Annotated in this window: 15 protein-coding genes; 14 read left to right on the top strand and 1 reads right to left on the bottom strand. The window is 66.2% G+C overall.

Features of this window, described 5'->3' with window-relative positions; translation table 11 throughout:
* Window position 1: 1 nt before the first annotated feature.
* On the bottom strand, window positions 2-904 hold the full coding sequence (locus YH64_RS12690; protein ID WP_046804584.1) for a LysR family transcriptional regulator: 903 nt from the start codon (window positions 902-904) through the stop codon (window positions 2-4).
* A gap of 124 nt (window positions 905-1,028) precedes the next feature.
* Between YH64_RS12690 and YH64_RS12685 the strand changes: the two genes are divergently transcribed.
* The 14 genes from YH64_RS12685 (at window position 1,029) to YH64_RS12620 (ending at window position 12,783) form a co-directional block, all read left to right on the top strand.
* Window positions 1,029-1,991: a 3-hydroxyacyl-CoA dehydrogenase family protein gene (locus YH64_RS12685; protein WP_046804583.1), complete on the top strand. Its 963-nt coding sequence runs from the start codon at window positions 1,029-1,031 to the stop codon at window positions 1,989-1,991.
* The gene (locus YH64_RS12680; RefSeq protein ID WP_046804582.1) at window positions 1,988-2,842 is read left to right on the top strand and encodes a 3-keto-5-aminohexanoate cleavage protein; all 855 of its coding nucleotides are present in this window, start codon (window positions 1,988-1,990) and stop codon (window positions 2,840-2,842) included. The genes YH64_RS12685 and YH64_RS12680 overlap by 4 nt, the downstream gene beginning before the upstream one ends.
* Window positions 2,843-3,151: 309 nt before the next feature.
* Window positions 3,152-3,310 (top strand): periplasmic nitrate reductase, NapE protein, encoded by a 159-nt coding sequence (gene napE, locus YH64_RS12675; RefSeq protein ID WP_035212934.1) that lies wholly within the window; start codon window positions 3,152-3,154, stop codon window positions 3,308-3,310.
* A gap of 23 nt (window positions 3,311-3,333) precedes the next feature.
* Entirely contained in the window at window positions 3,334-3,651 is a 318-nt protein-coding gene (locus tag YH64_RS12670) for a chaperone NapD (protein ID WP_046804581.1), read from the top strand.
* Window positions 3,635-6,130, top strand: coding sequence for a periplasmic nitrate reductase subunit alpha (napA, locus tag YH64_RS12665; protein WP_046804580.1), 2,496 nt, complete (start codon window positions 3,635-3,637; stop codon window positions 6,128-6,130). Before YH64_RS12670 ends, napA begins: the two co-directional genes overlap by 17 nt.
* Before the next feature lie 19 nt (window positions 6,131-6,149).
* Entirely contained in the window at window positions 6,150-6,638 is a 489-nt protein-coding gene (locus YH64_RS12660; protein WP_143215357.1) for a nitrate reductase cytochrome c-type subunit, read from the top strand.
* Between the two features lie 16 nt (window positions 6,639-6,654).
* Window positions 6,655-7,323: a cytochrome c3 family protein gene (locus YH64_RS12655; protein WP_046804578.1), complete on the top strand. Its 669-nt coding sequence runs from the start codon at window positions 6,655-6,657 to the stop codon at window positions 7,321-7,323.
* Window positions 7,310-7,999 carry a heme ABC exporter ATP-binding protein CcmA gene (ccmA, locus tag YH64_RS12650; RefSeq protein WP_046804577.1) on the top strand — a complete coding sequence of 230 codons (690 nt, stop codon included), beginning with the start codon at window positions 7,310-7,312 and terminating at the stop codon, window positions 7,997-7,999. The genes YH64_RS12655 and ccmA overlap by 14 nt, the downstream gene beginning before the upstream one ends.
* Window positions 7,965-8,630: a heme exporter protein CcmB gene (gene ccmB, locus YH64_RS12645; RefSeq protein ID WP_046804576.1), complete on the top strand. Its 666-nt coding sequence runs from the start codon at window positions 7,965-7,967 to the stop codon at window positions 8,628-8,630. The genes ccmA and ccmB overlap by 35 nt, the downstream gene beginning before the upstream one ends.
* An 8-nt stretch (window positions 8,631-8,638) precedes the next feature.
* Complete coding sequence (ccmC, locus tag YH64_RS12640; RefSeq protein WP_046804575.1) at window positions 8,639-9,427, top strand: heme ABC transporter permease CcmC; 789 nt, start codon at window positions 8,639-8,641, stop codon at window positions 9,425-9,427.
* Window positions 9,424-9,633, top strand: a complete 210-nt coding sequence (ccmD, locus tag YH64_RS12635; protein WP_046804574.1) for a heme exporter protein CcmD — start codon at window positions 9,424-9,426, stop codon at window positions 9,631-9,633. Before ccmC ends, ccmD begins: the two co-directional genes overlap by 4 nt.
* 83 nt (window positions 9,634-9,716) lie before the next feature.
* Window positions 9,717-10,244 (top strand): cytochrome c maturation protein CcmE, encoded by a 528-nt coding sequence (gene ccmE / locus YH64_RS12630; protein ID WP_046804573.1) that lies wholly within the window; start codon window positions 9,717-9,719, stop codon window positions 10,242-10,244.
* Window positions 10,241-12,265, top strand: a complete 2,025-nt coding sequence (locus YH64_RS12625) for a heme lyase CcmF/NrfE family subunit (RefSeq protein WP_046804572.1) — start codon at window positions 10,241-10,243, stop codon at window positions 12,263-12,265. Before ccmE ends, YH64_RS12625 begins: the two co-directional genes overlap by 4 nt.
* Entirely contained in the window at window positions 12,262-12,783 is a 522-nt protein-coding gene (locus YH64_RS12620; RefSeq protein ID WP_082134458.1) for a DsbE family thiol:disulfide interchange protein, read from the top strand. The genes YH64_RS12625 and YH64_RS12620 overlap by 4 nt, the downstream gene beginning before the upstream one ends.
* The last annotated feature ends 13 nt before the right edge of the window (window positions 12,784-12,796 follow it).

The following is a 12,796-nucleotide window of genomic DNA, read 5'->3' as shown; positions in this document are numbered from 1 at the left end:
GTTACCGCGCCGCCAGATATTCCTTCAACGTTCCCACCAACGCCGCCGCCGCTGGCGACAAACTGCGGTTGCGTGACGTGACCAGGCCAATCGACCTTTCCGCCACCGGCCCGATCAGCGGGCGTTGCACGATCGCTGTCTGCGATACCGCGCCGGCGGCGATCTCGGGCAGGGCCGCCACGCCGAAACCGCATTCCACCATCGCCACGATGGTCGTCAGGTGTTCGGCTTCGAACGCGGGCGTGAAGCGGATGCGGTTTTGCAGGAAGGCCCATTCCGTGTATTGCCGCACGCTGCTGGGCTGCACCATCGATACGTGCGCGGCGGTGGCGGTGTCGGCCCAGCGCAGCGGGCCACTTGATCTTGCCAAGGCGTGCGACTCGGGAATCAGCAGCAAAAAGCTGTCGGACATCAGCGGCACGTAGTGCAGGTCGGCGTGCTGGGGGTCCGCGGCGGTCAGCGCGAAGTCCACCTCGCCTGCGCGCACAAGGTCGAACGCGGGGCCTGACAAGGTGTCGCGCACCTTCAGGGCGACGTGGGGGTGTTCCTGTCGATACGCCATCAGCACGCGCGGCAGCAGGCGCGCGGCCAGCGACGGCAAGGCGGCGACCGACACCTGGCCCTGCTCGGCGCTGGTGACGCCGCTGACGGCGGCAATGGCGTCGCGGAACGCAACCTGCAAGGTGGCGGCCTGCTGCATGAAGACCTCGCCCGCCGCCGTCAGCCGCACCGTGCGCGTCGTGCGGTCGAACAGCCTTACGCCCAGCGCTTCTTCAATGCGTTGTATCTGCGTGGACAGCGCCGACTGCGACAGATGCAGTTGCGCCGCCGCCTGCCGGAAGTTCAGCGTGCGGCCCAGCACTAGCGTGGTATCGATGTCGCGCATCGAAAGATTGATCTGCATGTCCCAAAACCTCGGTTTGTATTGATCTGATTTATCGATCATTCTATCCAAAAAATCTGATTCATCTATCAAACCGGCTTCTCTACACTCGCCCCCAACGACGATGCAATAACAGGAGCAAACCATGCAGACGGACGCAACTGCGCTGCCCAACCCGGGCGCGGCGCATGCAGTGGTGGTGGGTGGCGGCACGATGGGCGCGGACGTGGCGGTGGTGCTGACGCGCGCCGCCTGCCGCACCACCGTGATCGAATCGAACGCCGAACGCGCGGCGGGCCTGCCCGCGCGCGTGGCCGAAAACCTGAAGACGATCGGGCGCGAGGCCAACGCCCCGCTGCTGGCCACGGCTGCCAGCCTGGATGACGTGGACTGGTCCACCGTGGACCTGGTGATCGAGTGCATACCCGAACGGCTGGACATCAAGCAGGCGCTGTTTGCCGACCTGGCGCGGCGCGCGCGCCCGGACGCCATCCTGGCCAGCAACAGCTCCAGCTTTCCGATCAGCGCCATCAGCCAAGGCCTGGACACGCGTGGCCGCATGTTGGGCCTGCATTTCTTCATGCCCGCGCACCTGGTGCCGCTGGTGGAAGTGGTGCTGGGCGAGGCCAGCGATAACGCCTGCGCCGATTCGTTGATTGGGTTCATGCGCCGTTGCGGCAGCGTGCCGGTCAAGGTCAAGCAAGACCTGCCCGGCTTTCTGGCCAACCGCTTGCAGCACGCGCTGTCGCGCGAGGCGTTTGACCTGATCGACCGCGGCATCGCGTCGCCGGAAGATGTGGACGCCGCCGTGCGCTTCGGTTTCGGCTTTCGCTTCCTGGCGGCCGGCCCCGTCATGCAGCGCGACCACGCCGGCATCGACGTACACGCAGCCGCCGGCGCCACGATGTACCCCACGTTCTGCAACGCCGACCACCCCGCGCGCTGCCTGACCGAACGCGCCGCCGATGGCCGCCACGGCATGAAGGCGGGCGAAGGCTTCTACGCCTGGACGCCCGAAACCATTGCCGCCGAGCGTGCCCGCTACGACCGTTTGCTGCGCGCCGGCCTAGACCTCATCAACCCGGAACTGCCGGAGATCCAGCCTTGAACGCCCCTGCCTTGCCGCGCGCCGCGCTGGCCGAATCCCCCGTCATCATCACCGTGGCGCCCAACGGCGCCTACAAGAAAGCCGCCGACCATCCGGCCGTGCCGCTGACCGCCGACGACTTGGCGCGCGAAGCACGCGCCTGCCTGGATGCCGGCGCCGGCATGATGCACATGCACGTGCGCAAGCCGGACGGCAGCCATCTGCTGGACGCCACCGCCTATCGCGACGCCCTGGCCGCCGTGGAACGCGCGGTGGGCCGCGAGTTGCTAGTGCAGGTCACCAGCGAAGCCGCCGGCGTGTACAAGGCGGCCGAGCAGATTGCGTTGGTGCGCGAACTGCAACCCGAAGCCGTATCGATCGGGCTGCGCGAAATCGCCGTGCCGGACATTCCCGAAGCCGAGCTTGCGGCGTTTCTGGCGTGGCTGGCCGAGCGCCGCATCATGACGCAGATCATCCTGTACGACGAAGGCGACGTGCGGCGCTGGTTGTCGTTGCGCGCGCGCGGGCTGGTGCCGCCCGGCGCGTGGTCGGTGCTGTTTGTGCTGGGCCGCTACAGCGCCGGGCAGACCTCGTCGGCGTATGACCTGCTGCCATTTCTGGGCACGTACGATCAGTCCTTGCCCTGGGCGGTGTGCGCGTTTGGCCCCGAGGAAAACGCCTGCGTCACGACGGCGGCGGCGTTTGGCGGCCACATGCGCGTGGGCTTTGAAAATAACTTGAAGCTGCGCGACGGCGGCATCGCGCCGGACAACGCCGCGCTGGTGCGTCAGGCAGCGGACGGCGCACGCGCGCTGGGCCGCCCGATCGCCACCGCCGCCGACGCGCGCCGCATCTACGGGGCGATTGGCTGAACCCGTAGACGTATCCCCGCCGCTGCCGGATTGTGGATGGCGGATCGCGTGCCTGATGCCTCGCCGGATCAATCCGGCCAGCGCGTCCGGCACGCTTTTTTTATCGCCCGGCAATCGCGCGTGCGTCGCCGCGCCATTGCCGCGTTCTCGCCTGCCCCCGCCGCGATAGCGCCGCGCCGGGCTTGCTTATTGCAGCGCCGCAAAAGTGTTTCGCCGTCATGCAACATTGACGCAATGTAAAAGCACTGCTAAAAACTTCGACATCCGCACGTTCAATGCAATACCCCGACTTTTCAAGTGAGGTGGTGTGTGCAAAACGAGTCTGATGGCTACACCAAGCCTCAGGAGCTGCGAAGTTTTCTGTTCCTGACGGCTGTCATGGCCCCCGTCCTTACGGTCATCATCGTGGCGGGCTACGGGTTCATCGTCTGGTTCTATCAGCTGATCGCCGGCCCCCCGGGCAGCTGATGCCACGCGACGGAAACCCCTCCATGTCCGCGTTCCCCCCCAATGCGCCGCCCCCGGCGCCGCCCGAGCTGCACATCGCCAGTCTGGTTGTGCATGCCCTGCCCCACCGCTTGCCCGACGTGCGCGCCGCCATCCTGGCGATAGCGGGCTCGGACATCCACGGCGCGTCCGACACCGGCAAGCTGGTCGTCACGCTGGAAGCGCCCACCACCGACGACATGATGGCGCGGATCTCCGAGATCCAGCGCCTGGATGGCGTACTGGCTTCGGCGCTGGTCTACCAGCATGCCGACACGCTGGCCGCGATGAACGAGGAGATTGGCGATGTCCATGGCTCGTAGAGATTTCATCAAGCAATCCGCCGCCGCAGCCGCGGCCACCGTGGCGGGCATTCCCATCGTCGGCATGACGCAAAACATCGTGACCGAATCCGAAGCGGCCAAGCTGAAATGGTCGAAGGCGCCCTGTAGGTTCTGCGGGACCGGCTGCGGCGTGAACGTCGCGGTCAAGGACAACCAGGTCGTGGCCACGCACGGCGATTTCAATGCCGAGGTGAACAAGGGGCTGAATTGCGTCAAGGGCTATTTTCTGTCGAAGATCATGTACGGCAACGACCGGCTGACCACGCCGCTGTTGCGCATGAAAGACGGCAAGTACGCCAAGGACGGCGAGTTTGCCCCCGTGTCCTGGGACCAGGCCTTTGACGTGATGGCCGAACAGTTCAAGCGCGTCCTGAAAGACAAGGGACCGACTGCGGTTGGCATGTTCGGCTCGGGCCAATGGACCATCTGGGAAGGCTACGCGGCACTCAAGCTCATGAAGGCGGGGTTCCGGTCCAACAACCTGGACCCGAACGCGCGCCACTGCATGGCGTCGGCGGCGGTGGGTTTCATGCGCACCTTCGGCGCCGACGAACCCATGGGCTGTTATGACGACATCGAGAACGCCGACGCCTTCGTGCTGTGGGGCTCGAACATGGCCGAGATGCACCCCATCTTGTGGACCCGCGTGACCGACCGCCGGCTGTCCGCGCCCAAGACGCGCGTGGTGGTGCTGTCCACCTTCGAGCATCGCTCGTACGAACTGGCCGACCTGACGCTGACCTTCACGCCGCAGACCGACCTGGCCATCCTGAATTACATCGCCAACTACATCATCCAGACCAAGCGGGTGAACCGCGATTTCGTCGACAAGCACACCGTATTTCACGAAGGCAATACCGACATCGGCTATGGCCTGCGCCCCGACCATCCCTTGCAAAAGGCGGCCAAGAACGCGGACAAGGCGGGGGGATCCAAGCCCATCACCTTCGATGAATTCGCCAAGTTCGTCTCGAAATACGACTTGGAATATACGTCCAAGCTGACCGGCGTCCCGCAAAAGCAATTGCAGGATCTGGCCGAACTGTACGCCGACCCGAAAATCCGCGTGACCTCGTTCTGGACGATGGGCTTCAACCAGCACACGCGCGGCGTCTGGGCCAACAACATGGCCTACAACATCCACCTGTTGACGGGTAAGATCTCGACGCCCGGCAACAGCCCGTTCTCGCTGACGGGCCAGCCGTCGGCCTGTGGCACGGCGCGCGAAGTGGGCACGTTTTCGCATCGGCTGCCGGCCGACCTGGTGGTGACCAACCCCAAGCATCGCGCCCACGCGGAAGAAATCTGGCAGTTGCCGGACGGCACCATCCCCGACAAGGTCGGCGCGCACGCGGTGTTGCAGAACCGCATGCTGAAGGACGGCACCATCAACGCCTACTGGGTGATGGTGAACAACAACATGCAGGCCGCCGCCAACCTGATGAACGAAGGGCTGCCCGGCTACCGCAACCCGGCCAACTTCATCGTGGTGTCGGACGCCTACCCCACGGTCACGACCATTTCGGCCGACCTGATCCTGCCCACCGCCATGTGGGTGGAAAAAGAAGGCGCCTACGGCAACGCCGAACGGCGCACGCAGTTCTGGCATCAACTGGTGAACGCGCCCGGCGATGCGCGTTCCGACCTGTGGCAGCTGATGGAGTTTTCCAAGCGCTTCAAGGTGGAAGAAGTCTGGCCGGCTGACCTGCTGGCCAAGAAGCCGGAGTATCGCGGCAAGACGCTGTTTGACGTGCTGTACGCCAACGGCAAAGTCAACAAATTTCCCAATAGCGAATTGAATGCGGAATATGAAAACCAGGAAGCCCGGGCATTCGGCTTCTATGCGCAAAAGGGCTTGTTCGAGGAATATGCCGAGTTCGGCCGGGGCCATGGCCACGACCTGGCACCCTTCGACACCTACCACGAGGTGCGCGGTTTGCGCTGGCCGGTGGTCAACGGCAAAGAGACGCTGTGGCGCTACCGCGAAGGCAGCGACCCCTACGTGAAGGCGGGCGCGGGCTTTGAGTTCTACGGCCACCCGGACGGCCGCGCCATCATCTATGCCCTGCCTTACGAGCCGCCGCCTGAATCGCCGGACAAGGAATACCCGTTCTGGCTGTCTACCGGCCGCATCCTGGAACACTGGCATTCGGGGTCCATGACGCGGCGCGTGCCCGAGCTGTACCGTGCCTTTCCAAACGCGGTCTGTTTCATGCACCCGGACGACGCGCAGGCCATGGGATTACGGCGGGGCGTGGAAGTCGAAATCGAATCGCGCCGCGGCAAGATGCGCACCCGGCTGGAAACGCGCGGACGCAACAAGCCGCCGCGCGGCCTGGTGTTCGTGCCCTGGTTCGACGCCGGCCAGCTGATCAACAAGGTGACGCTGGACGCCACCGACCCGATCTCGTTCCAGACCGACTTCAAGAAGTGCGCGGTCCGGATCGTCAAGGTTTGACGGCCACGGGGAGACAGCCATGAACCACCGCGCCGCCGCCATCGCCATCGCCCTAGTTGCGGGTGTGCTGTTGACTTGCGCCGCCCGCGCTGCCCCGCCGCTGGAGGTCGAAGACCCCATGCGGGGCCCCACGCCCATTGCAGACGAGACCGACCCGCCCTTGATCAGCCCCATCGAGAACAAGGACATCAAGCGGATGCGGACGTATTCGATGCAGCCGCCCACCATTCCGCACAAGATCGATGGCTATCAGATCGACAAAAACTACAACCGCTGCCTGTCCTGCCATGCTCGCGTGAACACCGAGGAAACCCAGGCGCCGCCGCTTAGCGTCACGCATTACATGGACCGCGACAGCAACGTGCTGGCCGAGGTGTCGCCGCGCCGGTATTTCTGTGTGCAATGCCATGTGCCGCAGGCCGAGGCCAAGCCGCTGGTGTCCAACACCTATGAGGACATCGACGTGATCCTCAAGCGCCTGACCGCCCCCGCCACAGGCAAGAAGTAACGGACAGGACTCCGCCATGGTCAAGCTTCTGACGCGCTACTGGAACATCATTCGCCGCCCCAGCGTGCATTTCAGCCTGGGCTTTCTGACGATAGGCGGTTTCATCGGCGGCATCCTGTTCTGGGGCGCCTTCAACACCGCGATGGAGCTGACCAACACCGAAAAATTCTGCACCGGCTGCCATGAAATGCGCGACAACGTCTACGCGGAATTGAAGGGCACCATCCACTTCACCAACCGCTCCGGCGTGCGCGCGCTGTGTTCCGATTGCCACGTGCCGCACAACTGGACGGACAAGATCGCGCGCAAGATGCAGGCGTCCAAGGAAGTGTGGGGCAAGATCTTCGGCACCATCGACACGCGCGAAAAATTCGTGGACAAGCGGCTGGAACTGGCGCAGCACGAATGGGCACGCTTCAAGGCGAACGATTCGCTGGAATGCCGCAACTGCCACAACTACGAATACATGGACTTCACGCGCCAGAGCGTACGTGCGCAGAATATGCATTCCACGTATCTGGCGGACAAGTCCAAGACCTGTATCGACTGCCACAAGGGCATCGCGCACACGTTGCCGCATATCCCGCCGGCACAAACATCGAACGCAGCGCCGGCGGCCGGCGCAACGAAGGAAATCGCCAAGGCCGGGCCAGCCAAGGTGGAGCCCGCCAATGCGGCCCGCTGACGCGCCCGCGCCCCTGCTGGCCGCCAACGGCCTATGCTGCCCGCGCGGCGGTGTGCCGGGGCAAGGCGTGGGCCCGTTGCACTTTGATGTGCATGCCGGGCAGTTACTGCATCTGCGCGGCGCCAACGGCAGCGGCAAAAGCAGCGTGCTGCGCATGCTGGCCGGTTTGCTGCGGCCCATGGCCGGCTCGTTGCAGGCGCTGGGGCGGGATGTGTTCCGCGACCCGTCGTCGTACCACGCGCGCGTGGCGTATCTGGGCCACGCCAACGCGCTGTGCGGCGACCTGACCGCACTGGAAAATCTGCGCTACTGCCTGCATGTGGCGGGCGTGCCGCAAAGCGATGACGCCATCGCGGCAGGGCTGACGGCCTGGCGCCTGAACGCCTGCCTGCACACACTGGCGGCCCGTTTGTCGCAAGGCCAGGCGCGCCGGGTGGCGCTGGCCGGCGTCATGCTGGGCGGCAAGCCGTTGTGGCTGCTGGACGAGCCCGATGCGGGGCTGGACGCGGCCAGCCTCGAACAACTGTGGACCGAACTGAATGCGCACCTGGACGATGGCGGCGCGGCGGTGGTGGCCTGCCATCGGCAGCCCGCCACCGCTTCCAATCGCTTGCAAACCCTGAACATGGATGACTACGCGGATGCTGGCTACGCTGTCTCAGTTGGTGTTGCGTGACATCCGGCTGGCCTGGCGGCGACCCGCCGACACGCTGGGCGCGACGTTGTTTTTCGTGGTCGCCGGGTCGCTGTTTCCGCTGGCGGTCGGCCCCGACCCGGCGCTGCTGCGCGCCATCGGGCCGGGGGTGCTGTGGGTGTGCGCGCTGCTAGGCATCCTGCTAAGCCTGCATCGCCCGTTTTCGCAAGACCACGACACCGGCGCGCTGGAGCAGCTGCTGGTCTCGCCGCATCCGTTGCCGCTGCTGGTGGGCGTGAAGCTGGCGGCGCACTGGTTCAGCGGCTGCGTGCCGTTGATACTGGCCAGCCCCATCCTGGCATTGCAATTCGACCTGCCGCCGCAAGCCATCGGCGTGCTGGTGTTGTCCCTGCTGCTGGGCACGCCTACGCTGGCGTTGGTGGGCGGCCTGGGCGCGGCGCTGACGCTGGGCCTGCGCGGCGCTGCGCTGTTGCCCCTGCTGGTGTTGCCGCTGTATGTGCCGGTGCTGATATTCGGCGCGGGCGCGGTGTCTGCCACGCATGCCGGGTTGGGCGCGGGGCCGCAGCTATCGCTGCTGGGCGCATGCCTGTGCCTGGCGATTCTGCTTTGCCCCTGGAGCGCGTCCGCCGCGCTGCGCGTGGCGTTGGAATGAGGGACCCCATGCAGAAGCGACCTGTCTTCGATTCCGGTTCCATTGCAAGGGCGGACGCAAGCGCCGGCTATGGCTGGATGCGCTATGCCTCTGCCGCGCTGTTCTACCCGCTTGCCGGTCGGCTGATTCCCTGGCTGGCGTTGGCGGCCGCGCTGTTTGGTGCAGCGGGCTTGGTCGTGGGCCTGGTCGTCGCGCCGCCGGACAGCCAGCAGGGCGAGGTCTACCGCATTCTGTTCATACACGTGGCGGCCGCCTGGATGTCGATGTTCCTGTACCTGGTGATGGCGGCATATGCCACGCTGGGCCTGGTCTACAACACGCGCCTGTCCTTCATGATGATGCGCGCGCTGGCGCCCACCGGCGCGCTGTTCACGTTCCTGACCTTGTGGACCGGCGCGCTCTGGGGCAAGCCCACCTGGGGCGCGTGGTGGGTCTGGGACGCGCGGCTGACCTCCGAGCTGATTCTGCTATTTCTGTACCTGGGCTTCATCGCGCTGCAAGCGGCCACCGACGATGTGCGCCGGGCCGACCGCGGCGGCGCCATCCTGCTGCTGGCCGGCGTGGTCAACGTGCCGATCATCTATTTTTCGGTGCAATGGTGGAGCACCTTGCATCAGGGCGCATCTATCGGCCTGACCACCGCGCCCAGCATGGCGCGCATCATGGTGGCCGCCATGCTGCTGATGGTGGCGGCGTTCTGGCTGTACAGCGCGGCGGTGGCGCTGGCACGCGTGCGTGGCCTGATCGCGCAACGCGAACCGGGCGCCGTGCGCCCCAGCCGACCGGAGGCGCCATGAGCTGGGACGCGTTGTTCTCGCTGCAAGGCCATGGCCCTTACCTGCTGGGCGCCTACGGCGTGACGGCGGCGTTGATGGCGCTGGAGGTATTTTCGCTATGGCGCCGCGCGCGCAAGCGGTCCGGCATGCGCAGGCCGCGCCAGCAGTTCAGCCCGCCCCCATCGCGCGGTTTGTCCGACCCGCCCGCTTCGTCGGGGCGCCCATGAGTCCGTCGAGGCCCCGGTCCATGAGTCCCGCACATGCGCCCGTCCATGAGGCCGTGCATGAGGCCCGTCCATGAGGCCAGTCCATGACCCCGCGTAAGCGCCGCGCATGGGCCATCGCGGGCGGCCTGGCGTTGTTGGCGATGGCCACGGCGCTAGTGTTGAACGCGCTGCAATCGAACCTGGTGTTCTTCTTCAGCCCCAGCCAGGTCGTGGCGAACGAGGCGCCACGCAGCGGCAGCTTTCGCGTGGGGGGTTTAGTCGAACAAGGCTCGGTGCGGCGCGAACCGGACGGCGTCACCTTACGCTTCATCGTGACCGACACCGCGCACACCGTGCCCGTCACCTACCAGGGCCTGCTGCCCGACCTGTTCCGCGAAGGCAAAGGCGTGGTGGTTGCCGGCAAGCTGGATGCCGACGGCGTGTTCCGCGCCACGCAGGTACTGGCCAAGCACGACGAAAACTACATGCCGCCGGAGGCCGCCGACGCGCTCAAGCGCGCGCGCAACGCCCCCAGTGGCGTCGATGGCGCCGATGGCAAGGCCGGCGGCACGCAGGGCAGCGGGCCCAACAACCTTGCCGCTGCCGGCCCCTTGCGCCCGGAGGCCCGATGATTCCCGAGATCGGCCTGTTCAGCCTCATCCTTGCCCTGCTGGTGGCGTTGGCGCAGGCGACGCTGCCACTGATCGGCGCGGCCACCGGCTGGCAGGCAGGGTTGCGCGTGGCACGCCCCGCCGCCGTAGGCCAGTTCTGCCTGACAACGCTGGCCTTCGGCTGCCTGGCGTGGTCGTTCGTCGATAACGATTTTTCGGTGTTGTATGTGGCGGGCAATTCGCATGCCGACCTGCCCGCGGCCTATCGCTTTGCCGCCGTGTGGGGCGGGCACGAGGGCTCGCTCCTGCTGTGGCTGTATCTGTTGTCTGCCTGGACGCTGGCGGTTGCCGTCTTCAGCCACCGCCTGCCCCTGCCCTTTACCGGCCGCGTGCTGGCGGTCATGGGCTGGATCAGCGTGGGCTTTCTGCTGTTCATGCTGTTCCTGTCCAACCCGTTCGAACGGTTGATGCCGCCCGCCATGGCCGGCCGCGACCTGAACCCGCTGCTGCAAGACCCCGGCATGATCGTGCACCCGCCGATGCTGTACATGGGCTACGTGGGTTTTTCCGTGGCCTTCGCCTTTGCCATCGCGGCGCTATTGTCCGGTGAGTTGGACGCGCTGTGGGCGCGCTGGGTGCGGCCATGGACCTTGGCCGCGTGGACGTTCCTGACCGTGGGCATCCTGCTGGGCAGCGCATGGGCCTACTACGTGCTGGGCTGGGGCGGCTGGTGGTTCTGGGACCCCGTCGAAAACGCGTCGTTCATGCCCTGGCTGGCTGGCACTGCGCTGATCCATTCGCTGATCGTCACCGAGCGCCGGGGCGCATTTCGCAGCTGGACGGTGCTGCTGGCCATCTGCACGTTTTCACTCAGCATCCTGGGCACGTTCCTGGTCCGGTCGGGCGTGCTGACATCCGTGCATGCGTTTGCCGTGGACCCGGGACGCGGCCTGTACATCCTGGCCTTCATGACGGTGATCGTCGGCGGCTCGCTGGCGCTGTACGCGTGGCGCGCGCCGTCGGTGGGCCTGGGCGGCGGGTTTTCGTTGCTGTCGCGCGAATCCCTGTTGCTGTCCAACAATGTGGTGCTGACGGTGGCGGCGGGCGCGGTGCTGTTGGGCACGCTGTACCCCGTGGTGCTGGACGTATTGGACTGGGGCAAGATATCCATCGGCCCGCCCTACTTCGAAGCGGTGTTCGTGCCGCTGATGACGCCGGCGATCTTCTTGATGGGCGTGGGCCCGGTCGCGCGCTGGAAACAGGCCGAAGTGCCCGACCTGGCGCGCCGCCTGCGAGCGGCCTTCGCCGTCAGCGTCGCAACCGCCGTGGTTCTGCCGCTGGCCATGCCCGGGCCGGCGCGGCTGGGCTCGCCGCTGGTCATGCTTGGGCTGTGGCTGGCCGCCTGGTCAGTAGCCTCCTGCGGCGCGCACGCGTGGCAACGCTTGAACGACGGCGCCCACGGACAATGGCTGCGCCGCCTGGCTCGGCAGCCGCGATCCTGGTACGGCATGCTGCTGGCGCACGCGGGCATCGGCGTCTTCATCGCGGGCGTCACGTTGGCCAACGGCTATGAAGTCAAACACGAGATCCGCATGGACGTCGGCGCCACCCAGGAAGCGGGCGGCTACGCATTCAAGTTTGCCGGCATCGCGCCCGCCACCGGCCCCAACTACACCGCCCAGCGCGCCGAATTCATCGTCACGCGCGATGGCAAACCCGTGGTGACGCTGTATCCCGAAAAACGCCTGTACACCGTGCAGGACATGGCGCTAAGCCAGGCCGACATCGACACCGGCCCCACGCGCGACCTGTTCGTGGCGCTGGGCGAACCGGTGGACGATGCCGGCGGCAACACGGCCTGGACGGTGCGCATCCAGGTCAAGCCCTTCATGACGTGGATCTGGGCCGGGTGCCTGTTGATGGCGCTGGGCGGCTTGCTGGCGGCGGGCGACAAGCGCTATCGCCGGCAGCAGGAAGCCGTCGCACGCCAGAACCCGCCCGCCGTGGCACCGGCCCGGCGTCAAGCCCGGGAGGGCTATTGATGCGCTACGCGCTGCCGCTGGCTGTCTTCATGGCAATGGCCGTGTTCCTGGCGATGGGGCTGTCGCGAGACCCGCGCGCCGTGCCATCGGCCATGATCGACAAGCCCGCCCCCGCCATCAACCTGCCCGTGCTGCAATCGCCCGGCGAACGGCTGGACGTGCAAGCGCTGCGCGGGCAGGTGTGGCTGCTGAACGTGTGGGCATCCTGGTGCGCGCCGTGCCAGGAAGAAGTGCCCGTGCTGCGCGAGGCCGCCCGGCAATATGCCATTCCGCTGTACGGGCTGAACTACAAAGATCAGCCGGACGACGCCGCCGCCTGGCTGGCACGCAACGGCAACCCGTACGTCGCGTCGGCCAGCGACACGGACGGGCGCGTGGGCATTGAATATGGCGTGTACGGCGTGCCGGAGACCTTCGTGATCGACGGCGCGGGCCGCATCCGCCACAAGCATCTGGGCTTGATCACACCCGACATCTTTCGGTCGCGGATATTGCCGATCATCGAGGCGCTGAAATGAGACGGCGGCATAA

The organism is Achromobacter sp. LC458, from assembly GCF_001005835.2.
Classification (GTDB): Bacteria; Pseudomonadota; Gammaproteobacteria; order Burkholderiales; family Burkholderiaceae_B; genus Achromobacter; species Achromobacter spanius_B.
This window is presented reverse-complemented; position numbering and strand designations above follow the sequence as displayed.